The sequence below is a fragment of the Pseudacidovorax sp. genome (genome assembly GCF_017991995.1).
Lineage (GTDB): Bacteria > Pseudomonadota > Gammaproteobacteria > Burkholderiales > Burkholderiaceae_C > Xenophilus.
This window is the reverse complement of the sequence record NZ_JAGOPN010000016.1, coordinates 82,276-103,672: the sequence shown is the minus strand read 5'-3', so window position 1 is coordinate 103,672 and position 21,397 is coordinate 82,276. Positions and strand designations below refer to the sequence as shown.

Annotated in this window: 20 protein-coding genes; 10 read left to right on the top strand and 10 right to left on the bottom strand. The window is 70.5% G+C overall.

Going from position 1 to position 21,397, the window contains the following annotated elements; genetic code table 11:
• Positions 1-7 precede the first annotated feature (7 nt).
• The 8 genes from ugpC to KBC94_RS20515 all read left to right on the top strand — a co-directional run bounded on the left by ugpC (position 8) and on the right by KBC94_RS20515 (position 7,221).
• Positions 8-1,078 carry a sn-glycerol-3-phosphate ABC transporter ATP-binding protein UgpC gene (ugpC, locus tag KBC94_RS20550; RefSeq protein WP_294374414.1) on the top strand — a complete coding sequence of 357 codons (1,071 nt, stop codon included), beginning with the start codon at positions 8-10 and terminating at the stop codon, positions 1,076-1,078.
• A complete protein-coding gene (locus KBC94_RS20545) occupies positions 1,075-2,025 on the top strand; it encodes a PfkB family carbohydrate kinase (RefSeq protein WP_294374412.1) in 951 nt (316 codons plus the stop codon). Before ugpC ends, KBC94_RS20545 begins: the two co-directional genes overlap by 4 nt.
• 2 nt (positions 2,026-2,027) lie before the next feature.
• Positions 2,028-3,077, top strand: a complete 1,050-nt coding sequence (locus tag KBC94_RS20540) for a tagatose 1,6-diphosphate aldolase (protein ID WP_294374409.1) — start codon at positions 2,028-2,030, stop codon at positions 3,075-3,077.
• Positions 3,074-4,222, top strand: coding sequence for a mandelate racemase/muconate lactonizing enzyme family protein (locus KBC94_RS20535; protein WP_294374406.1), 1,149 nt, complete (start codon positions 3,074-3,076; stop codon positions 4,220-4,222). Before KBC94_RS20540 ends, KBC94_RS20535 begins: the two co-directional genes overlap by 4 nt.
• Before the next feature lie 107 nt (positions 4,223-4,329).
• Positions 4,330-4,932: a DUF4337 domain-containing protein gene (locus KBC94_RS20530; protein ID WP_294374403.1), complete on the top strand. Its 603-nt coding sequence runs from the start codon at positions 4,330-4,332 to the stop codon at positions 4,930-4,932.
• Positions 4,933-5,198: 266 nt separating this feature from the next.
• Positions 5,199-5,552 carry an alpha/beta hydrolase gene (locus tag KBC94_RS20525; RefSeq protein WP_114803130.1) on the top strand — a complete coding sequence of 118 codons (354 nt, stop codon included), beginning with the start codon at positions 5,199-5,201 and terminating at the stop codon, positions 5,550-5,552.
• Positions 5,553-5,875: 323 nt separating this feature from the next.
• The gene (locus tag KBC94_RS20520; RefSeq protein ID WP_294374397.1) at positions 5,876-6,664 is read left to right on the top strand and encodes an SDR family oxidoreductase; all 789 of its coding nucleotides are present in this window, start codon (positions 5,876-5,878) and stop codon (positions 6,662-6,664) included.
• Positions 6,665-6,687: 23 nt separating this feature from the next.
• Complete coding sequence (locus KBC94_RS20515; protein ID WP_017762155.1) at positions 6,688-7,221, top strand: flavin reductase family protein; 534 nt, start codon at positions 6,688-6,690, stop codon at positions 7,219-7,221.
• 113 nt (positions 7,222-7,334) lie between these two features.
• Here the strand turns inward: KBC94_RS20515 and KBC94_RS20510 are convergent, their stop codons facing one another.
• The 10 genes from KBC94_RS20510 to KBC94_RS20465 all read right to left on the bottom strand — a co-directional run bounded on the left by KBC94_RS20510 (position 7,335) and on the right by KBC94_RS20465 (position 17,198).
• The gene (locus KBC94_RS20510; protein WP_294374394.1) at positions 7,335-7,622 is read right to left on the bottom strand and encodes a helix-turn-helix transcriptional regulator; all 288 of its coding nucleotides are present in this window, start codon (positions 7,620-7,622) and stop codon (positions 7,335-7,337) included.
• Positions 7,619-7,939 (bottom strand): type II toxin-antitoxin system RelE/ParE family toxin, encoded by a 321-nt coding sequence (locus tag KBC94_RS20505; protein WP_294374390.1) that lies wholly within the window; start codon positions 7,937-7,939, stop codon positions 7,619-7,621. Before KBC94_RS20505 ends, KBC94_RS20510 begins: the two co-directional genes overlap by 4 nt.
• Positions 7,940-8,076: 137 nt before the next feature.
• Complete coding sequence (locus KBC94_RS20500; protein ID WP_294374387.1) at positions 8,077-9,084, bottom strand: AraC family transcriptional regulator; 1,008 nt, start codon at positions 9,082-9,084, stop codon at positions 8,077-8,079.
• Between the two features lie 372 nt (positions 9,085-9,456).
• Positions 9,457-9,849, bottom strand: coding sequence for a RidA family protein (locus KBC94_RS20495; RefSeq protein ID WP_294374384.1), 393 nt, complete (start codon positions 9,847-9,849; stop codon positions 9,457-9,459).
• 28 nt (positions 9,850-9,877) lie between these two features.
• On the bottom strand, positions 9,878-10,318 hold the full coding sequence (locus tag KBC94_RS20490; RefSeq protein ID WP_294374574.1) for a thioesterase family protein: 441 nt from the start codon (positions 10,316-10,318) through the stop codon (positions 9,878-9,880).
• Between the two features lie 38 nt (positions 10,319-10,356).
• Positions 10,357-11,991, bottom strand: a complete 1,635-nt coding sequence (locus KBC94_RS20485; protein WP_294374383.1) for an AMP-binding protein — start codon at positions 11,989-11,991, stop codon at positions 10,357-10,359.
• Between the two features lie 22 nt (positions 11,992-12,013).
• Positions 12,014-13,177: an acyl-CoA dehydrogenase family protein gene (locus tag KBC94_RS20480; RefSeq protein ID WP_294374380.1), complete on the bottom strand. Its 1,164-nt coding sequence runs from the start codon at positions 13,175-13,177 to the stop codon at positions 12,014-12,016.
• A gap of 1 nt (position 13,178) precedes the next feature.
• Positions 13,179-14,039 (bottom strand): enoyl-CoA hydratase family protein, encoded by an 861-nt coding sequence (locus KBC94_RS20475; RefSeq protein WP_294374378.1) that lies wholly within the window; start codon positions 14,037-14,039, stop codon positions 13,179-13,181.
• A gap of 52 nt (positions 14,040-14,091) precedes the next feature.
• Positions 14,092-14,862 (bottom strand): SDR family NAD(P)-dependent oxidoreductase, encoded by a 771-nt coding sequence (locus tag KBC94_RS20470; protein ID WP_294374375.1) that lies wholly within the window; start codon positions 14,860-14,862, stop codon positions 14,092-14,094.
• Positions 14,859-17,198 (bottom strand): bifunctional salicylyl-CoA 5-hydroxylase/oxidoreductase, encoded by a 2,340-nt coding sequence (locus tag KBC94_RS20465; protein WP_294374372.1) that lies wholly within the window; start codon positions 17,196-17,198, stop codon positions 14,859-14,861. Before KBC94_RS20465 ends, KBC94_RS20470 begins: the two co-directional genes overlap by 4 nt.
• A gap of 254 nt (positions 17,199-17,452) precedes the next feature.
• On the opposite strand from KBC94_RS20465, the gene KBC94_RS20460 reads away from it, so the two are divergent.
• Both KBC94_RS20460 and KBC94_RS20455 read left to right on the top strand, forming a co-directional pair.
• Positions 17,453-18,706, top strand: coding sequence for a styrene monooxygenase/indole monooxygenase family protein (locus KBC94_RS20460; protein ID WP_294374369.1), 1,254 nt, complete (start codon positions 17,453-17,455; stop codon positions 18,704-18,706).
• A 1,055-nt stretch (positions 18,707-19,761) separates the two neighbouring features.
• Positions 19,762-21,360, top strand: a complete 1,599-nt coding sequence (locus KBC94_RS20455) for an NAD(P)/FAD-dependent oxidoreductase (protein ID WP_294374366.1) — start codon at positions 19,762-19,764, stop codon at positions 21,358-21,360.
• Positions 21,361-21,397 lie beyond the last annotated feature (37 nt).

Sequence of the window (21,397 nt, the reverse complement as noted above, 5' to 3'; positions counted from 1 at the left end):
GGCGCGAATGGCAGCGATCCATCTGCGAGGCCTGACCAAGCGCTACGGCGACATCACCGTGGTGCCCGCCATCGACCTGGAGATCCGGGACCAGGAATTCGTCGTCTTCGTCGGGCCCTCGGGCTGCGGCAAGTCCACCCTGCTGCGCGTGATCGCAGGGCTGGAGCCCATCGACGGCGGCGAGCTCTACATCGGCGACACCTGCGTCAACGACGTGCCGCCCGCGCAGCGCGACATCGCCATGGTGTTCCAGGACTATGCGCTCTACCCGCACATGAGCGTCTACCAGAACATGGCCTTCGGCCTGGAGATGCGCGGCATGGACAAGGCCGAGATCGACCGGCGCGTGCAGCGCGCGGCCGGCCTGCTGCACATCGAGCCCTTCCTGCAGCGCAAGCCCAAGGCGCTGTCGGGCGGCCAGCGCCAGCGTGTGGCCATGGGCCGCGCGATGGTGCGCAACCCCAAGGTCTTCCTCTTCGACGAGCCGCTGTCCAACCTGGACGCCAAGCTGCGCGGCGAGGTGCGCACCGAGATCAAGGCGCTGTCGCAGCAGCTCAAGACCACCATGATCTTCGTCACCCACGACCAGGTGGAGGCCATGACCATGGCCGACCGCATCGTGGTGCTCAAGGCCGGCGTGGTGCAGCAGTTCGGCACGCCCGACGAGGTGTACCGCCAGCCGGCCAACCAGTTCGTGGCCGGCTTCATCGGCTCGCCCACCATGAACTTCTTCGACGTGGGTGTGGAAGCCGGCGGCCTGCGCCTGGCCGATGGCACCCTGCTCGCGATGCCCGCCGAGCGGCTGCAGCCGATGCTCGCGGCCGGCCGCGCCAGCGCCGTGCTGGGCATCCGCCCCGAGCACCTGCTGGCGCAGGCCGACGGCCCGCTGCGCACGACCGTGAGCGTGGTCGAGCCACTGGGCTCGGACACGCTGGTGTACTTCGACTTTGACGGCAAGCGCCATGTGGCGCGTGTCGCGCCCGAGCTGGCGGTGAACGCGGGCGCGCCCATCGCGCTGGGCTTCGACGCGGCCAAGGTGCATCTGTTCGACGCCGCCACCGGGGACGTGCTGCGGTGAACGCCTTGTCCCCTTTGCCCGATTCGCTGCGCGAGGCGCGGCCCGTGGTGATCTGCCTGGGGCTGTCGGCCTTCGACCTGACCTGGGGCGTGGACGCCCTGCCCGCGGGCGGCGGCAAGACCCGGGCCGTTGATTTCCACGAAGGCGGTGGCGGCATGGCCGCCAATGCCGCGGTGGCCGCCGCCCGGCTGGGCGCCGACGCGCGCTTCTGGGGCCGTGCCGGCGACGACAGCGCCGGACGCGCCATGCGCGACGAACTGGCCCAGGCCGGCGTGGACGTGGCGCAGTTCCGGCTCTTCGAGGGGGCCCGCTCTTCGGTCTCGGGCATCGTGGTCGATGGCCGCGGCGAGCGCATGATCGTCAACTTCCGCGGCGACGGCCTGCCGGCCGATCCCGCCTGGCTGCCGCTCGATGCGGTGGCCGGCGCGCAGGCGGTGCTGGCCGACCCGCGCTGGCCCGAGGGCGCGCTCGCGCTCTTCCAGGCCGCGCGCCGTCACGGCGTGCCCTCGGTGCTCGACGGCGACATGGCCGAGCCCTGGGTCTTCGACCAGCTGCTGCCGCACACCGATGTGGCCGCCTTCTCGGAGCCCGCGCTCGCCGCCTACAGCGGCGGCGGCCCACTGCACGCGCAACTGGGCGTGGCCCGCGCCCGCGGTTGCCGGCTGGCCGCCGTGACCCTGGGCGAGCGCGGCGTGGCCTGGCTGGACGAAGCCGGCGCCCTGCAGACGCTGCCCGCCTTCGCCGTCGACGCGGTGGACACCACCGGCGCTGGCGATGTTTTCCACGGAGCCCTCGCCTTCGCCCTCGGTGCCGGACTGGCGCCGGTGCAGGCCTTCCGTCTGTCCGCCGCAGCCGCGGCACTCAAGTGCCGGCAGGCCGGGGGCCGCTCGGGCGCGCCCCGGCTGGGCGATGCACTCACCTTTCTTCAAGAGATCCAGGAGCACTGAACATGGCGAACAACCTCCGTCTGGGCAAGCAATGGGGCCTGCGTCGCATGGCCACGCCCGCCGGGCACTTCACGATGGTGGCGCTCGACCAGCGCCCGCCCATCGCCAGCCTCATCGCCAGGAAGCAGGGCATCGCCCCGGCCGACGTGGCCTTCGCCGACATGGTCGCCGTCAAGCGCGTGCTGGTCGACGTGCTGGGCCCGCATGCCAGCGCCATGCTGTTCGACCCCAACTACGCCTTCCCCGCCGGCCTGAAGAAGTTGCCGGCCCACACCGGCCTGGTGGTGACGCTGGAGGACCACCGCTTCCGCGACCAGCCCGGCGGCCGCCTGTCGCATTCGATCAAGGACTGGAGCGTCGAGAAGATCAAGCGCGCCGGCGGCGACGGCGTCAAGGTGCTGGCCTGGTACCGGCCCGATGCCGATGCCGACATCGTGGCCCACCAGCAGCGCTACGTGGCCGAGATCGGCGAGCAGTGCCGCGTCCACGACATCCCGCTGGTGCTGGAGCTCCTGGTCTATCCCTTCCCCAAGAGCGAGCGCCACACCACCGACTATGTGGAGTCGCCCGAGAAGCTGCCCGAGCTGGTACTCGACAGCGTGCGCGAGTTCGCCAAGCCGCATTACGGCGTCGACCTGTTCAAGCTCGAAAGCCCGCTGCCCGGCGCCAGCCTGCCCGCGCATGGCGACAGCGCCGAGTCGCGCCAGGCCCAGGCCCTGTTCGACCAGATGGGCGGCATCTGCCGCGATGCCGGCATTCCGTGGGTGATGCTGTCGGCCGGCGTCACGCCCCAGCAGTTCCTGCGCGTGATGGCGTACGCCTATGCGGCCGGCGCCCACGGCTTCCTGGCCGGTCGTGCCGTGTGGTGGGAGGCGCTGCAGCAGTTTCCCGACCTGGCCGGCTTCGAGGCCCAGTTGCGCCGCGAAGGCACGGCCACGCTGGCCGAGCTGGCCGCCCTCACCGCCCGCGCCGGCAACGCCTGGCAGGCCGACTACAGCGCCTTCGACACGCTCAAGGCCGAGGGCGAGTTCTGCCTGGCCTACGCGGGATGACGGCAGCGGCGACCGACCTGCGCCTCGAACGCATCGAGGCGTTCGTGTTCCGCGCACCGGCGGACCCGCCGGTGCAGACCTCCTTCGGCATCATGCGCGACCGGCCGGCCCTGCTGCTGCGTGCCATCGCGGACGACGGCGCCGAGGGCTGGGGCGAGGTCTGGTGCAACTTTCCGACCGTGGGCGCGGAGCACCGTGCGCGCATGGCGCTGACCTACCTGCCGCCGCTGGCCTGCGGGCCGCAATGGACGAGCCCGCAGCACTGCTTCGAGACGCTCAGCGCCCGGCTGGCCGTGCTGGCCATCCAGTGCGGCGAGCCCGGCCCGCTGGCGCAGATCGTGGCCGGCCTGGACATCGCGCTGTGGGACCTGCTGGGCCGCCGCCACGGCCTGCCGGTGTGGAAGCTGCTCGCGCCTGACCTGGCGGCGCCTGCGCCGGTGCCGCTCTATGCCTCCGGCCTCAATCCGACCGCGCCCGAGAAGCTGGCAGCAGCCAAGCGCGCGGAGGGCTACCGCGCCTTCAAGCTCAAGGTCGGCTTCGGTGCCGACCGTGACGAGGCCAACCTGACTGCCATGCGCGAGGTGATCGGCCCCGCGGCGCCGCTGATGGTCGACGCCAACCAGGCCTGGGACCTGGACGAGGCCATCGCCGCCGGCCGCCGCATGGTCCGGCACGACCTCGGCTGGCTGGAGGAGCCCGTGCGCGCCGACACGCCGCTGGCCGACTGGGCCCGGCTGGCGCGCGAGCAGCCGCTGCCGTTGGCCGGTGGCGAGAACCTGGCCGGCCTGGACGCCTTCGACGCCCACATCGGCGCCGACGGCCTGTCGATCCTCCAGCCGGACCTGGGCAAATGGGGCGGCTTCAGCGGCTGCCTGGCCGTGGGACGGCACACGCTGGCGCAAGGCAAGCGCTTCTGTCCACACTGGCTCGGGGCCGGCATCGGCCTCACGGCCTCCTTCCACCTCAAGGCGGCGGTGGGCGGGCCGGGCTATGTGGAGGTGGACGCCAACCCCAATCCGCTGCGCGACCTGCTGGCCATGCCGGTGTTCTCGCTGGAAGAAGGCGCCGTGCACCTGGGCACGAAGCCGGGCCTGGGCGTGCAGCCCGACCTCGGCGCAGCCCAGGCTTTCCGCATCGCGCTCTAGGCTGCGTCGGCGCCGGCCGTACGGCGTGCGTTCATCGAAGGCTGGGATCATCCCGGCCGCTGCCATCCGGCGGCGTCCAACACCTCCAAGAACGCACGCCTTCCGCCATGTCCTCTTCCGGTTTTCACGTCCACGGTCCGCACGACCACGAACTCCAGCATGCCGCCGAACACGAGGCCGAGCATGCCGCCGCTGCCAAGAAGCAGCGCAGCATCACCAACGAGGTGGCCGTCTTCACCGCCGTGATCGCCACGGTCGGCGCCATCTTTGCCTACATGGGCGGGCTGACGCAGGCCAATGCCGGCCTCTACAAGAACAACGCGGGCATGAAGCGCACCGAAGCCGCCAACCAGTGGAATTACTACCAGGCCAAGAGCACCAAGCAGGCGCTGGCCGAGTTCGCGCGCGACCTGTCGCCCGAGGACCGCAAGCCGGCCATGCAGGAAAAAGCCGCGCGCTACGACAAAGAGAAGGCCGAGATCCAGTTGGCCGCCCAGAAGCTGGACAAGGAGGCCGACGACTGGGACCACCGCTCCGACGCCGCCCTGCACGAGCATCACCGCTGGGCCCAGGCCACCACCGCGCTCCAGGTCTCCATCGCGCTGGCCGCCATCGCGCTGCTCACCCGCAAGCGCTGGCTGGAGTGGGGCATGTTCGGCGTGGCCGGGCTGGGCCTGGTGATCGGCGGCCTCGCGCTCGCCCACGTCTGAGACGACGGTTCGCAGCGCAGCCCCCACGCCGCGGGCCGCCGGTCCGGGGGCCGCGCGCAGAGTTCTATCGATGCAACGACGTAGGTCATCACGCCGCGATTGTTTCGCTGGCGTGAACGTGACGTTCGTCAAAGACAAGGGTTTTCCCTAGATCTTGGGTCCACAATTCATCTCACGGGCCAGCGATTGAACGCAGACCCGAAGCCGGCGAGGCGGGTGCTTTGCCAGCTCTGTTCAACGCAATGCCTGCCTACAGGAGAAAAATCATGACCAAGACCTCGAAGATCATCGCCCTCGCCGCCCTGTCGTTCGCCGCTGTTGCCGGCGCCAGCGCCGAGGAATACCAAGGCGTCGTCGCCCCCGTGTCGGCCTTCAGCCGCGCCGAAGTGAACGCCCAGGGCGTGCAAGCCGCTCGCGCCGAGCAGAACCTGGAATACGTTGGCCAGCAAGTCGCCGTGGCCCCGGCCGCTCCCCGCAGCCGCGCCGCCGTGCAGGCCGAAGCCGTGGCTGCCGCCCACAACCCGACCGCCAACCTGGACTCCAAGGCTTTCGTGAACAGCACGATCCCCACCCAGTACACCCAGGGCAGCCTGTCGGTCTACCGCAAGGCCGGTCTGTAAAAGACCCACGCCGCCCTGCGCCTTGCCCGTTGTCAGCGGGCAAGGCGCAGGGTGGATGCCTTCGGGCACCCCGAAAGCCGGTATGCGAAAGCATGCCGGCTTTCTGCTTTGAGGCGTCGCAGCCGCCTGGGGCCAGGCAGCCCCCGGCCTGCTTCCGTCGCCGGGCTGTCGAGGCCGCGGCCAAGTGTTCGCAGTCTGCGGATAGCCACCGCCGTGCGCGGCTAGGCCCGCGGGGACGGGCGCCGCACCATTCATCCACGCGCCGGGTCGGGCTCGCAGAGCCCGACCTGCGGCGCCGACACCACGGATGAAAGGCAACTCACATGCATCGCTTGGACGGAAAGGTCATCGTGCTGACCGGCGGCGCCACCCTCATCGGCGCGGGCGTGGCCCAGGTGCTCCTGAAGGCTGGCGCGAAGGTGGCGGTGTTCGACATCGACGAGGCCGGCGGCGCGCGCGCCGTGGCCGGCCAGGAGGACCGCGCCCGCTTCTGGCCGGTGGACGTGACCCAGGACGAGGCCCTGAACCAGGCGGTGGCCCAGGTCGCCGCGCATTTCGGCCGCATCGACGGGCTGGTCAACCTGGCCTGCACCTACCTGGACGGCGGTGCCGCATCGGGCCGGCAGGACTGGCTCACGGCGCTGGATGTCAACGTGGTCAGCGCCGTCATGGCCGCCCGCGCGGTGCGCCCGCACCTGGCCCAGGCGGGCGGCGGTGCCATCGTCAACTTCACCAGCATCTCGGCCAAGGTGGCGCAGACCGGGCGCTGGCTGTATCCGGTGTCGAAGGCGGCGCTGGTGCAGGTCACGCGCAACATGGCGATGGATTTCGCGGCCGACCGCATCCGCGTCAATTCCGTGTCGCCGGGCTGGACCTGGTCGCGCGTGATGGACGAGCTGACCCAAGGCGACCGCGCCAAGACCGACCGTGTGGCGGCGGCCTACCACCTGCTCGGCCGCGTCGGCGACCCGGCGGAAGTCGGCAACGTGGTGGCCTTTCTGCTGTCGGAAGGTGCCAGCTTCGTCACCGGCGCCGACTACGCGGTGGACGGCGGCTATTCGGCCATGGGCCCCGAGCAGGCCGTGCCGGCCATTCCGAGGCTGGCCGAATGAGTGCGGTCGCCCATGTCTCCACCATGGCAGCCAACGATGCGGAGCCCGGCGCCGCCACCCTGGCGCCCTGGATCGACGAGGTCCTGCACCCGCGCCTGCTGCGCACCGTGCTCGGCTGCTACCCCACCGGCGTGGCCATCGTGGCCACTCGCACGGCCGACGGCCGGCCGGTGGGCCTGACCATCAACTCCTTCGCCTCGCTGTCGCTGGAGCCGCCGCTGGTGCTGTGGAGCCTGGTGAACCGTTCGCCCAGCCTGCAGGCCTTCCGGGACTGCACGCACTTCACGATCAGCGTGCTGGGCTGCGAGCAGGAAACCCTGGCGCGGCACTTCGCCAATCCGGCGGTCCCCGACAAGTTCGAGGGCATCGCCATCACGGAAGCCCCCGAGGGCGTGCCCGCCATCGCCGGCGCGGCCGCCACGCTGGTGTGCGCCAGCGATCATCACCGCGAGACAGGCGACCATCATCTGCTCGTGGGCCGCGTGCTTCGCGTGGCGCGCAGCGAGACGGCGCCGCTGGTGTTCCATGGGGGGCGATTCACGGGGTTGGCGGCCTGAGACCCGCAGCCGCGCCGAGGTCGCGCTCAGATCGAGCGCAGTGCGTTCGCCACGCTGTTCCGCCGCCAGCTATCCATTGACGCCATGTTTCCCATGGCGAGCGCTCCTCGGCGTCATCGGGACCGAACCGGATCAAAGCTGATCTTGAGGCGGGCCCCGATTGCGTGGGCGAACTTCTCCAGCGTTCGCGTGGATGGCGAACTCCGGCCGGCTTCCAAGCGCGCAATATTGCTCTGCGTCGTTTGCATGCGTTCGGCCACTTCGGCCTGCGTAAGCCCTGCCGCCACCCTCGCCTCCGCGATGGCCTCGGCGAGGGCGAATTCTTCCTCCAGTGCGTCGTAGGCTTCCCGATATGCCGGGTCCTTGGACCACTTCACGTGCAGGTCCTTCAGCTTGGTCATTCGACTTCCTTCGCCCGTTGCCGAGCCAATTCCAGTTCGTGCTTCGGTGTCTTCTGGGTCTTCTTGACGAAGACCCGGACGATCACGACCCGCCGCCTGACCGCGGTCAGGTAGATCGCCCTTGCAATGCCGTCCTTGCCTCGGATGCGCAGCTCCCACAGCTTGTTCTCCAGGTGCTTCACCGTGTCGGAGGGCAATCCGTCGAACCCCACCGCCTCGATGATCGAACCGAGCCTCACCAGCCGGGCCCGCATGTCGATCGGGAGTTGGTCGACTTCGCCATCGACGGCTGCATTGAGGGTCTCGACGGTCCACATGCGCCGATCATATCAAAATTGATATTTTTTCAGGCGTCAGGAACCCGGTTCATTGCTGCGTTGCAGCCCACGCGGCGAGCGCGGCTCGGCACAGTGGCCAACGGCCATCCTGAGCCACGCGGCGGGCCTGCCTGCCTTCAATGCCGCCGCACCGTCTCGCTGGGGTACTCGCCGAAGCGCGCGCGGTAGTCGGCGCTGAAGCGACCCAGGTGGCCGAAGCCCCAGCGCAGCGCGACGCCGGCCACATGGGTGCTGCCACCCAGCAGTTCGGCGCGGGCCCGCTCCAGCCGCAGGTCCTTGAGGTACTGCATGGGGCTCACGCCAAGGAATTCCTTGAAGCCCGCATACAGGCTGCGCACGCTCACGCCGGCCACCTCGGCCAGCTGGTCGGCGCACAGCGGCTCGTGCGCATGCGCCTGGATGTGGTCCTGCACGCGGCGCACATGACGCGGCAGCACCGTGTTGCAGCGCGCGGGCGACGCATGGCTGTGGCTGTGGGGCTGCACCGACAGCAGCGTGGCCGCCACCAGTTGTCCGACCTGCTGGCTCACCAGTCGGTGCTGAGACACGTCGATGTCCTGCGCCATCATTTCCTGCAGGTAGCCCAGCAGGTGCATCCACATGGCGTTGTCGCGCCAGCCGAAGCCCAGCTGGAAGCGCACCGGCGCATCCAGCGCGCGGCCCAGTTGCAGCGCCAGCGTACGCTCCACCAGCGCGCGCGAGACACGCACCATCAGCTGCTGGTTGTCGGCCGACCAGCGCATCACCGTGGCCTCGCTCGGGCTGAGCACCGTGGCCTCGTGCGGGCCCGAGTCGCTGTGCTGGCCGCCGCTGTCGACCTGCGCGCGCCCCGCCAGCGGCATCTGGACCAGGAAGAAATCCTCCAGCGGACCGGGCTGGATCTCGACCTCCGCCCCATAGGCCAGCAGGCTCAGCGACACGTCGCCGAAGCTGGCGTGGTGCATGCGCGCATCCAGGCGCTGGGCGCGGCCGGCCACGTCCAGCCGGTCCGGCTTCATCACGCTGCCCACGCGCAGCCGCGTCTCTTCGAGATCGGCCGAGGTGAAGAAGGGCCGCAGCGGCCGCTTCTCCGGCAGAGGTGCCGAGGGTTGGCGGGAGAAGAAGGCACTGGCAGTGGGGTTCATGACGGGCCTTGTGTCGCGCGTAGCCGGTGGCCGGCGGGTTTAGCCGCGCTGCGATCGATGCAGCGACGGCTTGATCGAAAGCAAGATCGGCGCCACCACTTGCGCGCCGCCGTGGCGCAGTTAATTTAGTCCTCAAGCAATACGGACGCACTCAGGACAAGCACGGACATGCACTGGCGGGGTGCACCTCCTCTCGTCGCCGGGCCTTCCGCGGGAGGGGAAGCCCACTCGACAGGGGGCCGCGCGGCGGCGGCGTGTCGCCCCGCGCTCGCACGCGGCCGCACCGCCACGCGGCACGCCTTCGCTGCCCGCAAAAAGACGAGGCGGCCCGCTGGGGGCCGCCTCGGCAGTGATGAACGAGCAGCCTGCCGCTCAGTCCGGCACCACCGCCGTGACCTCGATCTCCACCTTCGCCCGGTCCTCGACCAGCGCCGAGACTTCCACCGCCGTCATGGCGGCGTTGTAGCAGTTGATCAGCTCGCGGAAGTGCTTGCCGATGGCGGGATAGGCCGCCACGTACTCGCGTTTGTCGGTCACGTACCAGGTCATGCGCACGATGTGCTCGGGGCTGGCGCCGGCCTCGCGCAGCACCTCCACGACGTTCTGCAGCGCCTGGCGTACCTGCTCGCCCAGGTCGTCGGTGTGGAACACGCCCTGCGCATCCCAACCGATCATGCCGGCCACGAAGACCATGCGGCCTTTGGCGGTGACGCCGTTGGCATAGCCCTTGGGGCGCGGCCAGCCGGGAGGAAGAAGAACTTGCATGCGGGACTCCTGCGGGAAAAACGTGGATTCAGTGGGGGGCCGGATCGGGCGCGAAGCGGGTCAGCGCCTCGCGCACGTCCGGCGGGATGTCGATGGCGCGGTGGGTCTGCAGGCTGGTGAAGACCAGCACCTGCCGCGAAGCCACGCGCAGTTCGCCGTCGGCGCCGGTGCACTGGAGCGCCAGCGTGAGCGAGCGGCCACCCGCGCGCTCCACCGCCAGGCCCAGTTGCACCGTGTCGCCCAGCCGGCTGATGGCGCGAAAGTCGCATTCCAGCCGCACGATGGGCAGGCCGATGTGGCGGCCGGCGATCATGCCGGCGTAGTTGACGGCCAGGCCCTCGTTGAACCAGTCCTCCACCAGCTGGTTGAACATCACCAGGTACTGGGGAAAGAAGACGATGCCGGCGGGGTCGCAGTGCGAGAAGCGGATGAGCTGCGTGCGCGCGAAGCGGCCCGGCGGTGCGTCGATGGCGGCCTCGCCCTGGTCGGCGGGGGTGGCGACGCGGATCACGGGGTGGCTCCCGTCTGCGCCGCCTGCTTGAGCACGAAGCGCTGCAGCTTGCCCGTCTGCGTGCGCGGCAACTGCGCCACGAAGACCACCGAGCGCGGGTACTTGTAGGGCGCCACGGTGGCCTTCACGAAGTCCTGCAGCGTGCGGACCATGGCCTCGCCCGGCTCGCCCTGCCCGGCGCGCAGCACCACGAAGGCCTGCACGATCTGGCCGCGCTCGGCGTCCGGCGCCCCGATCACGGCGCATTCGGCCACGGCCGGGTGCTGCATCAGCGCCTCTTCCACCTCGGGCGCAGCGATGTTGTAGCCGGCCGAGATGATCATGTCGTCGGTGCGCGCCTGGTAGAAGAAGTAGCCGTCGGCGTCCATCACGTAGGCATCGCCCGTGAGGTTCCAGCCGCCCTGGACGTACTGCGCCTGGCGCGGGTCGGACAGGTAGCGGCAGCCGGTCGGGCCCTGCACGGCCAGGCGGCCGATGGTGCCCGGTGGCAACTCGTTGCCTTCCTCGTCCACGATGCGGGCGCGATAGCCGGGCACCGGTTTGCCGGTGGCGCCGGGCCGTGCACCGGCCTCGTCGTGCGAGATGAAGATGTGCAGCATCTCGGTGGCGCCGATGCCGTCGATCAGCTCGATGCCGGTCGCCTTCTTCCACAGCGCGCGGGTGGTGGCGGGCAGCGCCTCGCCGGCCGACACGCACTTGCGCAGCGGCGTGGCGCGCAGCACGGCGCCCTGCTCGGCCAGCAGCCGATACGACGTGGGCGCGGTGAACAGCACCGTGGCGCCGAAATCCTGGATGCCCTGCAGCAGTTGCGCCGGGCCGGCCCTCTCCAGCAGCACGGTCGATGCGCCCACATGCATGGGAAAGAGCACCAGCCCGCCCAGCCCGAAGGTGAAGGCCAGCGGCGGGCTTCCGATGAACACATCGTCGGCCGTGGCGCGCAGCAGGTGCGGCGGCCAGCAATGGCACACCGCCATCACGTCGCGATGGAAATGCATGGTGGCCTTGGGCACGCCGGTGGTGCCCGAGGTGAAGCCGAAGAGGCAGGTGTCGTCGGCGGCCGTGTCCACGTTGTCGAAGACCGGCGAGGCCGCGGCCATCAGTGACTCCAGGCCCTCCGGCCCTTCGGCGTGGAAGTGGCGGACGTGCTTCAGCACATCCGTCTTCTGCGCCGCCAGCGCCAGCTCCTCGGCCAGCGCGGCGTCGCACAGGGCATGCGTCACCTGGCCGATCTCAAGGATCGGCACCAGCTCCTTGGCACGCAGCAGCGGCATGGTGGCGACGGCGATGCCGCCGGCCTTCATCACCGCGAACCAACAGGCCGCAAGCATCGGGTTGTTGGGCGCGCGCAGCAGCACGCGGTTGCCCGGCACCAGGCCCATCTGCTTCACCAGCACGTTGGCGATACGGTTGGCCTTGTCCTGCAGCTCGGCATAGGTCCAGCGCAGTCCGGGTGCCAGGATGCAGGGCCGGTCGCCCCGGCCTTCGGCCACGTGGCGGTCCAGCAGTTCGGTGGCGCAGTTCAGCCGCGCGGGCATCTGCAACTCGGGCAGTTCGAAGATGAACTGCGGCTGCTGCTCCGGCGGCGGCAGGTGGTCGCGCGCGAAGGTGTCGACGTGGGCGCTGGCGGTCATGGCGGTCTCCGGCCGTGTCCGCTCAGGCCGCCTTGGGCGCGCCGGCTTCGCGCAGCAACTCGCGGGCGATGATCAGCTGCTGCACTTCGGTGGCGCCCTCGTAGATGCGCAGGGCGCGGATCTCGCGGTAGAGCCGCTCCACCGGCTGCTCGCTGACCACGCCCAGCCCGCCGAACATCTGCACCGCGGCGTCGATGACCTGCTGCGCGCTCTCGGTGGCCGTGAGCTTGGCCATGGCCGCGTCCTTGGTCACCGGCTCGCCGCGGTCGCGGCGCCAGGCGGCGCGGTAGGTCAGCAGCGCGGCGCTGTCGATGGCGGTGGCCATCTGCGCCAGCTTGGCCTGCGTGAGCTGGAAGTCGGCCAGCGCGCCGTTGAACATGCGGCGCGTGGTGGCGCGGGCCAGGGCCTCGTCGAAGGCGCGGCGCGCGAAGCCCAGCGCGGCAGCGGCCACCGAGGTGCGGAACACGTCGAGCGTGCGCATCGCGACCTTGAAGCCCTCGCCCGCCGCGCCCACGCGCTGGCCGGCGGCCACGCGGCAGCCCGTGAAGCGCAGGCGCGCCAGCGGATGCGGCGCGATCACCTCGATGCGCTCGGCGATCTCGAAGCCGGGCGTGCCGGCCTCGACGATGAAGGCACTGATGCCGCGCGCACCGGGCGCCTCGCCGGTGCGCGCGAAGACCACATAGAAGTCGGCGATGCCGCCGTTGGAGATCCAGGTCTTCTCGCCGTCGAGCACGTAGTGGTCGCCCTCCTGCCGCGCGCTGCACTGCATGGCGGCGACGTCGGAGCCGGCATTGGGCTCGGAGAGGGCGAAGGCCGAGATGGCCTCGCCGCGCGCCACGCGCGTCAGATAACGCTCGCGCTGCTCAGGCGTGCCGTGCAGGCTGATGGCGCCGCTGCCCAGGCCCTGCATGGCGAAGGCGAAGTCGGCCAGACCGCTGTGGCGGGCCAGCGTCTCGCGGATCAGGCAGATGGCGCGGGCGTCCATGGTTTGCGCCGATTCGCCGACGGCGTGCTGCAGCCAGCCGCCCGCGCCGAGGGCCTTGACCAGCGCGCGGCATTCGGCGTCCACGTCGTGGCCATGGTCCTGCGAAATGTTCTGCGCGGCCCAGGCGTCGACGGCCTGCGCGAGTTCGCGGTGACGGGGCTCGAAGAAGGGCCAGTCGAGGTAACTCTGGTCCGCCATGTCAGTCCCCTTTGAAGACGGGCTTCTGCTTTGCGACGAAGGCCTCGTAGGCCCGCGTGAAGTCCTGCGTCAGCATGCACAGCGCCTGGGCCTGCGCCTCGGCCTCGATGGCCTGCTCGATGGTCATGGCCCATTCCTGGTGCAGCATGGTCTTGGTGATGCCGTTGGCAAAACTGGGCCCTTCGGTCAGCTGGGCAGCCAGCTTCTGCGCCTCGACCAGCACCTCTTCGGGCGCGCACAGCCGGTTGAAGAAACCCCAGCGTTCGCCCTCCTCGCCACCCAGCGCGCGGCCGGTGTAGAGCAGCTCGCTCGCCCGGCCCTGGCCCACGATGCGCGGCAGCATGGCGCAGGCGCCCATGTCGCAGCCGGCCAGGCCCACGCGGTTGAACAGGAAGGCGGTCTTGCTGCGGGCGGTGCCCAGGCGCAGGTCCGAGGCCATGGCCAGGATGGCGCCGGCACCGGCGCACACGCCGTCGATGGCGGCCACGATGGGCTGCGGGCAGGCGCGCATGGTCTTGACCAGCTCGCCCGTCATGCGGGTGAACATCAGCAGCTCGGGCGCCTTCAGCCGCACCAGCGGGCCGATGATCTCGTGCACGTCGCCGCCGGAGCAGAAGTTGCCGCCGGAGCCGGTGAGCACCACCGCCTTCACGTCGTCGGCCCACTTGAGCTGGTGGAACAGGTCGCGCAGCTCGGCATAGCTGTCGAAGGTGAGCGGGTTCTTGCGCTCGGGCCGGTTCAGCACGATGGTGGCCACGCCGTCGGCGACGGACCACTGGAAGTGCTTGGCCTCGTAGCCGGCCAGGGGGCGCTGGTTGCCGGCCACCAGGGCCGGGTCCACGCGGGGAATGCTGTCGCTCATGCGGTCTCCGTTCTTTGCTGCTGCGTTGGGGGGGTGGAAGGCGACGGCGCGGTCACATGACCTCGCCGCCCGCCACGGAAATGGATTGGCCGGTCACGGCGCCCGCGCCCTGGCCGCACAGCCAGGCCACGGCATCGGCCACCTCGTCGGGCTGCACCAGGCGGCCCTGCGGGTTGCTCTTGACGAATTCGGCCCGTGCGGCCTCGGGGCTGCGGCCCGTCTTGGCGACCACGCGCGCGATGCTCTGGCGCACGATGTCGGTCTCGGTGTAGCCGGGGCACACGGCATTCACGGTGATGCCCTTGGTGGCCAGCTCCAGCGCCAGCGAGCGGGTGAGCCCCACCACGCCGTGCTTGGCCGCGCAGTAGGCCGACACGTAGGCATAGCCCACCTGCCCCGCCGTGCTCGCCACGTTGACGATGCGGCCCCACCCCGCCGCCAGCATGCCGGGGAGCACGGCCTGGCTGCAGACCATGGTGCCGGTCAGGTTGACGGCCAGCATGCGCTGCCAGAGCGCCATGTCCATCTTGTGGAAGGGCGCGCTCTCGGCCTGACCGGCGTTGTTGACCAGGGCGGCGACGGGGCCGAAGCGGCTTTGCGCCTTGGCCAGCGCGGCCGCCACCGCCTCGGCATCAGCCACGTCGGCGCTGACGGCGAACAGGTGCTCGGCATCTTCGGCCGCCACGGCCTGCACGGCCTCGGCGCTGCGGCCCAGCACGGTCACGTGCCAGCCCTCGGCCACCAGCCGCCGCGCGATGGCGGCGCCGATGCCGCGTCCGCCGCCGGTCACCAGCGCGTGGCGCGGGCCCGTGGTGCCGCTCACTTGCCGGCCCCCGCCGCCTCGGCCAGGGCCTTCTCGCGCGCGAAGTTGGCTTCCATCTGTGGCTTGGCCGAGCGGTACTGCTTGGGCCACGCGATGGCCGTGTAGCCGATCTTGGCGGCCTCGGTCAGCGTCCAGGCGGGGTTGGCCAGATGCGGACGGGCCACCGCGCACAGGTCGGCGCGGCCCGCGGCCAGGATGCTGTTGGCATGGTCGGCCTCGCTGATGGCGCCGACGGCGATGGTGGGAATGCCCGCCTCCTGCCGGATGCGGTCGGCGAAGGGCGTCTGGAACATGCGGCCGTAGACCGGCTTTTCCTTCTTGCTCACCTGGCCGGAGGAGCAGTCGATCATGTCCGCGCCCGCGGCCTTGAAGGCACGGGCGATTGCCACGGCGTCCTCGGGCGTGATGCCGCCCTCGACCCAGTCGTGGGCCGAGATGCGCACCGAGATCGGCTTGTCCGCCGGCCAGGCGGCGCGCACGGCGGCGAACACCTCCAGCGGATAGCGCAGCCGGTTCTCCAGGGAGCCGCCGTATTCGTCGGTGCGCTGGTTGGTCAGTGGCGAGATGAAGCTCGACAGCAGGTAGCCGTGGGCGCAGTGCAGCTCCAGCCAGTCCGCACCGGCTTCCGCGGCGGCGCGGGTGGAGGCGACGAACTGCGCCTTCACCTCGGCCATGTCCTCGTGCGTCATGCCGCGCGAGAGCTGGCTCACGCCCTCCAGGTACTGCTGCGGCGATGCCGACAGCAGCGGCCAGTTGCCCGATTCCAGCGGCTGGTCGATGCCGTCCCAGGCCAGGCGGGTGGAGGCCTTGGCGCCGGCATGACCGATCTGGATGGCGAACTTCGCATCGCTGTTGGCGTGGATCCAGTCCGCGATGCGCTTGAAGGCCACCGTATGCTCGGGCTTGTAGAGGCCCGGGCAGCCGGGGGTGATGCGGCCCTCGGGGCTCACGCAGGTCATCTCGGCGAAGACCAGGCCGGCGCCGCCCATGGCGCGGGCGCCCAGGTGCACCAGGTGGTAGTCGCCGGCCACGCCGTCCACCGCCGAGTACTGCGCCATGGGCGAGACCACGATGCGGTTCTTGAGCGTGACGCCGCGCACCGTGTAGGGCGTGAACATGGGTGGCGGTGGCGTCCTGCCCTCGGGCACCGGCACGTCGGCGCGCTGCGCGAACCAGCGCTCGTAGCCTTCGAGCCAGCCGCGGTCGCGCAGGCGCAGGTTCTCGTGGCTGATGCGCTGGCTGCGCGTGAGCATCGAGTACATGAACTGCTCGGGTTCCAACTGGTCGCAGTAGCGCTTGCCGCAGACCTCGAACCATTCCATGGCGTTCCAGGCGGCGTTCTGGATGCGCAGCGTCTCCACGCGGCGGGCTTCCTGGTAGGCCTTGAGCACCTCGGGGATGTGCGCGCGGGTGTCGCCCTGGGCAACAAACAGGCGGGCCAGCTCGATGGCGTCCTCGATGGCCAGCTTGGTGCCGGAGCCGATGGCGAAGTGCGCCGTGTGCACCGCGTCGCCCATCAGCACCACATGGCTGCCGTGTTCGTTCTGCAGCGACCACTGCTCGCAGACCACGCGCTGGAAGTTGATCCAGGCCGAGCCGCGCAGGTGCCGCGCGTTGGTCATCAGTTTGGCGCCCTGAAGGTCGCCGGCAAAGATCTTTTCGCAGAACTCGATGGACTGCTGCTGGTCCGCCTGGTCCAGGCCGTGGGCCTTCCAGGTGTCCTCTGTGGTCTCGACGATGAAGGTCGAGGTGGTGTCGTCGAACTTGTAGATGTGGGCCTGGAACCAGCCGTGCTCGGTACGCTGGAAGTCGAAGGTGAAGGCCTCGTAGACCTTGTTGGTGCCCAGCCAGATGAAGCGGTTGGGCCGCGCCACGATGTCGGGCTTGAAGACGTCGGCGTACTTGCTGCGGATGCGCGAGTTGACGCCGTCGCTGGCGATGATGAGGTCGGCGTCGGGATAGTCGGCGTCGCTGTCGGCCTCGGTCTCGAACACCAGGTTGACGCCCAGCGCCTCGCAGCGCGCCTGCAGGATGTTCAGCAGCTTCTTGCGGCCGATGCCCACGAAGCCGTGGCCGCCCGAGCGGATGCGCCGGCCCTTGAACAGCAGCTCGATGTCGTCCCAGTGGTTGAAGGCCTGCTCGATCTCATCGGCCGTCTCGCGGTCGCAGGCGCGCATGTTCTCCATGGTCGCGTCCGAGAAGACCACGCCCCAGCCGAAGGTGTCGTAGGGCTTGTTGCGCTCGACCACGGTCACCTGGTGACCGGGGTTGTGCTTCTTCATCAGCAGTGCGAAGTACAGGCCGGCCGGTCCGCCGCCGATGCAGACGATGTTCATGGAGAGGCTCCTTTGCGATGGCTTGGGCTGGAGTCTCCTCCTCAATTAGTTTAGTTGTCAAGCAATTTGGACGACACCCGGGTCGCGTCCGCAACTCCTGCAGCGGGCGGACAGGCGCTGCGGCCAGCGGATAGCGGCGGCGCCGGGCGCTTCCTAGCATGGCCCTGCCACGGTCGGGGAAGCCCCGGCTGGCGCATCGCGAATCCCTCCTTCCTTTCCTTCCTCTTCGTCTGCATCCGCCAGGAGAACCATCCATGAGCCGCAAGATCGCCATCGTCGGAGCGGGCCAGTCCGGCCTGCCCCTGGCCCTCGCCCTGCAGGGCCGGGGCGACCACGTCACCCTGCTCACCAATCGCAGCCCGGACGACCTGCGCCGGGGCAAGGTGATGTCCAGCCAGTGCATGTTCGACAACGCGCTGCAGATCGAGCGCGACTTCGGCCTGGACCTGTGGGCAGACGACTGCCCGCCGGTCGAGGGGATCGGCCTCACGGTGCCGCACCCCGAGCAGCCCGGCGAGCGCCTGATTGACTGGTCCGCCCGGCTGGACCGCCCGGCCCAGGCGGTGGACCAGCGGCTGAAGATGCCGGCGTGGATGGAGCTGTTCCGCGAGCGCGGCGGGCACCTGGTGCTGCAGGACGCCGGCATCGCCGAGCTGGAAGAGCTGGCCGCGACGCACGACCTGGTGGTGGTGTCGGCCGGCAAGGGCGAGATCACGCGCCTGTTCGAGCGCGACCCGGTGCGCAGCGTGTTCACGCAGCCGATGCGTGCGCTGGCCCTGACCTATGTGCATGGCATGGCGCCGCGCACGCCCTACTCGCGCGTGTGCTTCAACCTGATCCCGGGGGTGGGCGAGTACTTCGTCTTCCCGGCGCTCACGCTCAGCGGCCCGTGCGAGATCATGGTGTTCGAGGGCGTGCCGGGCGGCCCGATGGACTGCTGGGGCGAAGTCCGCACGCCCGAGGAGCACCTGCGGCAGAGCCTGAAGATCCTCGACACCTACCTGCCCTGGGAGGCCGAGCGTTGCCGCGACGTGCGCCTGACCGACGCCGGCGGCGTGCTGGCCGGCCGCTTCGTGCCGACGGTGCGCCGGCCGGTGGGCACGCTGCCCTCGGGCCGCCAGGTCTTCGGGATGGGCGACGCGGTGTGCGTCAACGACCCGATCACGGGCCAGGGCTCCAACAATGCGACCAAGGCCTTCAAGGTGGTGCACGACGCCATCGTGGCGCGTGGCGATGCGCCCTTCGACGCGGCCTGGATGAACGCGACCTTCGAGCGCTTCTGGGACTATGCCCAGCACGTGGTGCGCTGGACCAACACGCTGCTGGAGCCGCCGCCGCCCCATGTGCTGAACCTGCTGGGCGCGGCGGGCCAGATCCCGGGCGTGGCGCATGCCATCGCCAACAACTTCAACCATCCGCCGGGGTTCTTCCCGTGGTGGACCGATGCGCAGGCATGCGAGCAGTTCATCGCGGAGCACGCGGGGGGCGGGGTGGCGGTGGCGGCCTGAGTGGGCGAGGTTGGTCGGTTCGTCGATGCGTCGCTCGTGGGCTCGTGGGCTCGTCGGTTCGTCGTTCCACGGTTGGCGGTCAGCGGCTGTGGTTGGCTGTGCCCGGTGATCGGCGGACCGGGGCGGTGGTCCGGCCCTGGCGCCGGTGAGGGCGTGTCGGCGCTTCAAGTGGGGCGGTCGGCGCTGCGCGCCGACTCCCCTCCGGTGCTCGGACAGACGGGCCGCGGCAGAACTCGCTACGCGCTTCGCGCTGCGCTCAAACAACTGCCGCGAGTCAGATCACGAAGCGGGCCTGTCCTTCGGCAGGCCCGCAGCCCGTCCGCCCTGCGCTCCTCGGCGCCCCACAGGCGCGCCGCCACGCCCTCACCGGCACCAGGGCCTGCACTGGGGGTGATCGGCCGGCACTACGTCCTGCACCCCACACCCCACACCCCACACTCCACACTCCGCACCCTGTGCCTGTCCCTGTGCCTGCACTCTGCGCCGAAGCGTGCTCACTTGCCGTCCTGGCTGGACTCCTTCCCCCACTGGGGGAAGGCAGGGATGGGGGCCAGTGCGCCGTCGGTTGTTGTGCAGACAAGCCCTGCCCCTTTGATGCCCAACGTGCGTCTCCACGCGTCGGCGCCGGGCCCAGGGCGCGCGGGCGATTTCGGGGTCGGCGAGGAGCGCAGGATGGACGGGCTGCAGGCCTGCCGAAGGACAGGCCTGCTTCGTGATCTGACTCGCGGCGTTTGTCTGAGCGCAGCGCGGAGCGCGTAGCGAGTTATGCCGCGTGCCCGTCCATCCGAGCACCGCAGCGGAGTCGGCCCGCAGGGCCGACCGACCCCGTATGAGCCCGCGCGCCCTGGGCCCGGCGCCGGCGCGCACCCCATGCCCGGCACCGGCGCGCACCCCGGCCCCCCCACCGAGCACACGGAACCCGCCGCCCTCTGAACACCTCGTTCATGGCAACTGCGAGAGACCCGACAACCGAGCCACAAACTTCCGTCGCGATTCGGATAGCCGCCCGCCCGAACCGGATAGCCCCGAACGCAAGCCAAGGCAAAGATGCTCCCATGGCAAGCCCCGCAAACCCAGCCCCCGACGACGTGCTGCTCATCGGCAGCGGCATCAACGGCCTCGTGTGTGCCGCCCTGCTCGCCCGCAAGGGCCGCAAGGTGCGCGTGCTGGAGCGCGAGGCCACGCTTGGCGGCTGCATCCGCACCGACGAGCTGACGCTGCCCGGCTTCCAGCACGACACGCTCTCCACCGCGCATCCGCTCTTCCTCGTCGGCCCTGCCTACGCTGCCCTGGGCAAGGCGCTGCACGAGGCGGGCCTCTCCTACTGCAACACCGACAGCCCCACCGGTGTGCTGATGCCCGATGGTCGGCATCTGGTGCTGTCCACCTCGCGCCAGCTCAACCGCCAGCGCATGGAAGCGCTGCATGCCGGCGACGGCGCGGCCTTCGTGCAGACGCTGGAGGGCATGGCCGAGCGCGCCCCGCTCGTCTTCTCGCTGCTGGGCAACGAGCTGTGGAAGCTGAACACCGCCCGCACCCTCGCCGGCGCCGCGTGGAAGGACGGCCCGCATGCCCTGGCCGGCTTCTTCGGCGAAGCCCTGACGCCCGCCCGGCCCTGGCTGCAGCAGCGCTTCGGGTCGGACCTGGTCGGTGCGCTGCTCGCGCCCTGGGTGCTGCACTGCGGCCTGGGGCCGGATTCGCCGCTCTCCGCGCTCATGGCCCAGGTCGTCGCCTTCACGCTGGAAGCCGTCGGCATGCCACTGGTGCAGGGCGGCAACGCCAACACCGTGCGCGCCTTCGAGCGGCTGATCCGCGAGGCCGGCGGCACGCTGGAGACCGGCTGCGACGTCGAACGCATCCTGGTCGAACGCGGACGCGCCGTCGGCGTGCGGCTGGTCGGTGGCCGCGAACTGCGGGCCGGCGAGGTGGTGGTCAGCGCCACGCCCACGCAGCTCTATGGCCGCCTGCTGGCGCCCGAGCACACCCCGCCCGAGATCGCCGGCCAGGCCCGTCAGTGGCGCTACGGCAAGGGCAACATGCAGATCCACCTCGCGCTCTCCGAGCCGCCGCAGTGGCCCGACCGGTCGCTCGACAAGGTCGGTTATCTGCACCTGAGTGGCGGGCCGGACGCCATCTCGCGCGCCGTCAACGAGGCCGAGCGCGGCCTGCTGCCTGCCGCGCCCACCATCTGCGTCGCGCAGCCCACCGCGCTGGACCCCAGCCGCGCGCCCGAAGGCCGCCACATCCTGTGGATCCAGCTGCCCGAATGCCCACGCGAGCCCATCGGCGATGCGGCCGGCGAACTGGACGTGCCGGCCGGCGGCCAATGGACGACCGCCCTGCGCGAGGCCTATGCCGACCGCGTGATCGCGCAGATCGCCCGCCATGCGCCCAACCTTCCCGGCAGCATCCTCGGCCGCGCCGTGCTCTCGCCCGCCGACCTGCCGCGCCTCAACATGAACCTGGTCGGCGGCGATCCCTATGGCGGCGACTGCGCCCTCGACCAGTACTTCCTCTGGCGACCCCTGCGCGGGCTGCGCAACCACGAGACCCCGGTCGCCCATCTCTGGCACATCGGCGCCTCCACCCACCCCGGGCCGGGACTCGGCGGCGCGTCGGGCGTGCATGTGGCCCGGGCCCTCGGGGCACTGTGACGACTGCATCCGCGCCCCCTTCCCTCTTCATCGCTTC

Coding starts and splice junctions, on each gene's coding strand:
- KBC94_RS20535 (WP_294374406.1), top strand. CDS start 3,074: ATGACGGCAGCGGCGACCGACCTGCGCCTCGAACGCATCGAGGCGTTC.
- KBC94_RS20485 (WP_294374383.1), bottom strand. CDS start 11,991: ATGACCGCCAGCGCCCACGTCGACACCTTCGCGCGCGACCACCTGCCG.
- KBC94_RS20525 (WP_114803130.1), top strand. CDS start 5,199: ATGACCAAGACCTCGAAGATCATCGCCCTCGCCGCCCTGTCGTTCGCC.
- KBC94_RS20505 (WP_294374390.1), bottom strand. CDS start 7,939: ATGTGGACCGTCGAGACCCTCAATGCAGCCGTCGATGGCGAAGTCGAC.
- KBC94_RS20465 (WP_294374372.1), bottom strand. CDS start 17,198: ATGAACATCGTCTGCATCGGCGGCGGACCGGCCGGCCTGTACTTCGCA.
- KBC94_RS20510 (WP_294374394.1), bottom strand. CDS start 7,622: ATGACCAAGCTGAAGGACCTGCACGTGAAGTGGTCCAAGGACCCGGCA.
- ugpC (WP_294374414.1), top strand. CDS start 8: ATGGCAGCGATCCATCTGCGAGGCCTGACCAAGCGCTACGGCGACATC.
- KBC94_RS20540 (WP_294374409.1), top strand. CDS start 2,028: ATGGCGAACAACCTCCGTCTGGGCAAGCAATGGGGCCTGCGTCGCATG.
- KBC94_RS20480 (WP_294374380.1), bottom strand. CDS start 13,177: ATGGCGGACCAGAGTTACCTCGACTGGCCCTTCTTCGAGCCCCGTCAC.
- KBC94_RS20500 (WP_294374387.1), bottom strand. CDS start 9,084: ATGAACCCCACTGCCAGTGCCTTCTTCTCCCGCCAACCCTCGGCACCT.
- KBC94_RS20530 (WP_294374403.1), top strand. CDS start 4,330: ATGTCCTCTTCCGGTTTTCACGTCCACGGTCCGCACGACCACGAACTC.
- KBC94_RS20520 (WP_294374397.1), top strand. CDS start 5,876: ATGCATCGCTTGGACGGAAAGGTCATCGTGCTGACCGGCGGCGCCACC.
- KBC94_RS20460 (WP_294374369.1), top strand. CDS start 17,453: ATGAGCCGCAAGATCGCCATCGTCGGAGCGGGCCAGTCCGGCCTGCCC.
- KBC94_RS20495 (WP_294374384.1), bottom strand. CDS start 9,849: ATGCAAGTTCTTCTTCCTCCCGGCTGGCCGCGCCCCAAGGGCTATGCC.
- KBC94_RS20475 (WP_294374378.1), bottom strand. CDS start 14,039: ATGAGCGACAGCATTCCCCGCGTGGACCCGGCCCTGGTGGCCGGCAAC.
- KBC94_RS20455 (WP_294374366.1), top strand. CDS start 19,762: ATGGCAAGCCCCGCAAACCCAGCCCCCGACGACGTGCTGCTCATCGGC.
- KBC94_RS20515 (WP_017762155.1), top strand. CDS start 6,688: ATGGCAGCCAACGATGCGGAGCCCGGCGCCGCCACCCTGGCGCCCTGG.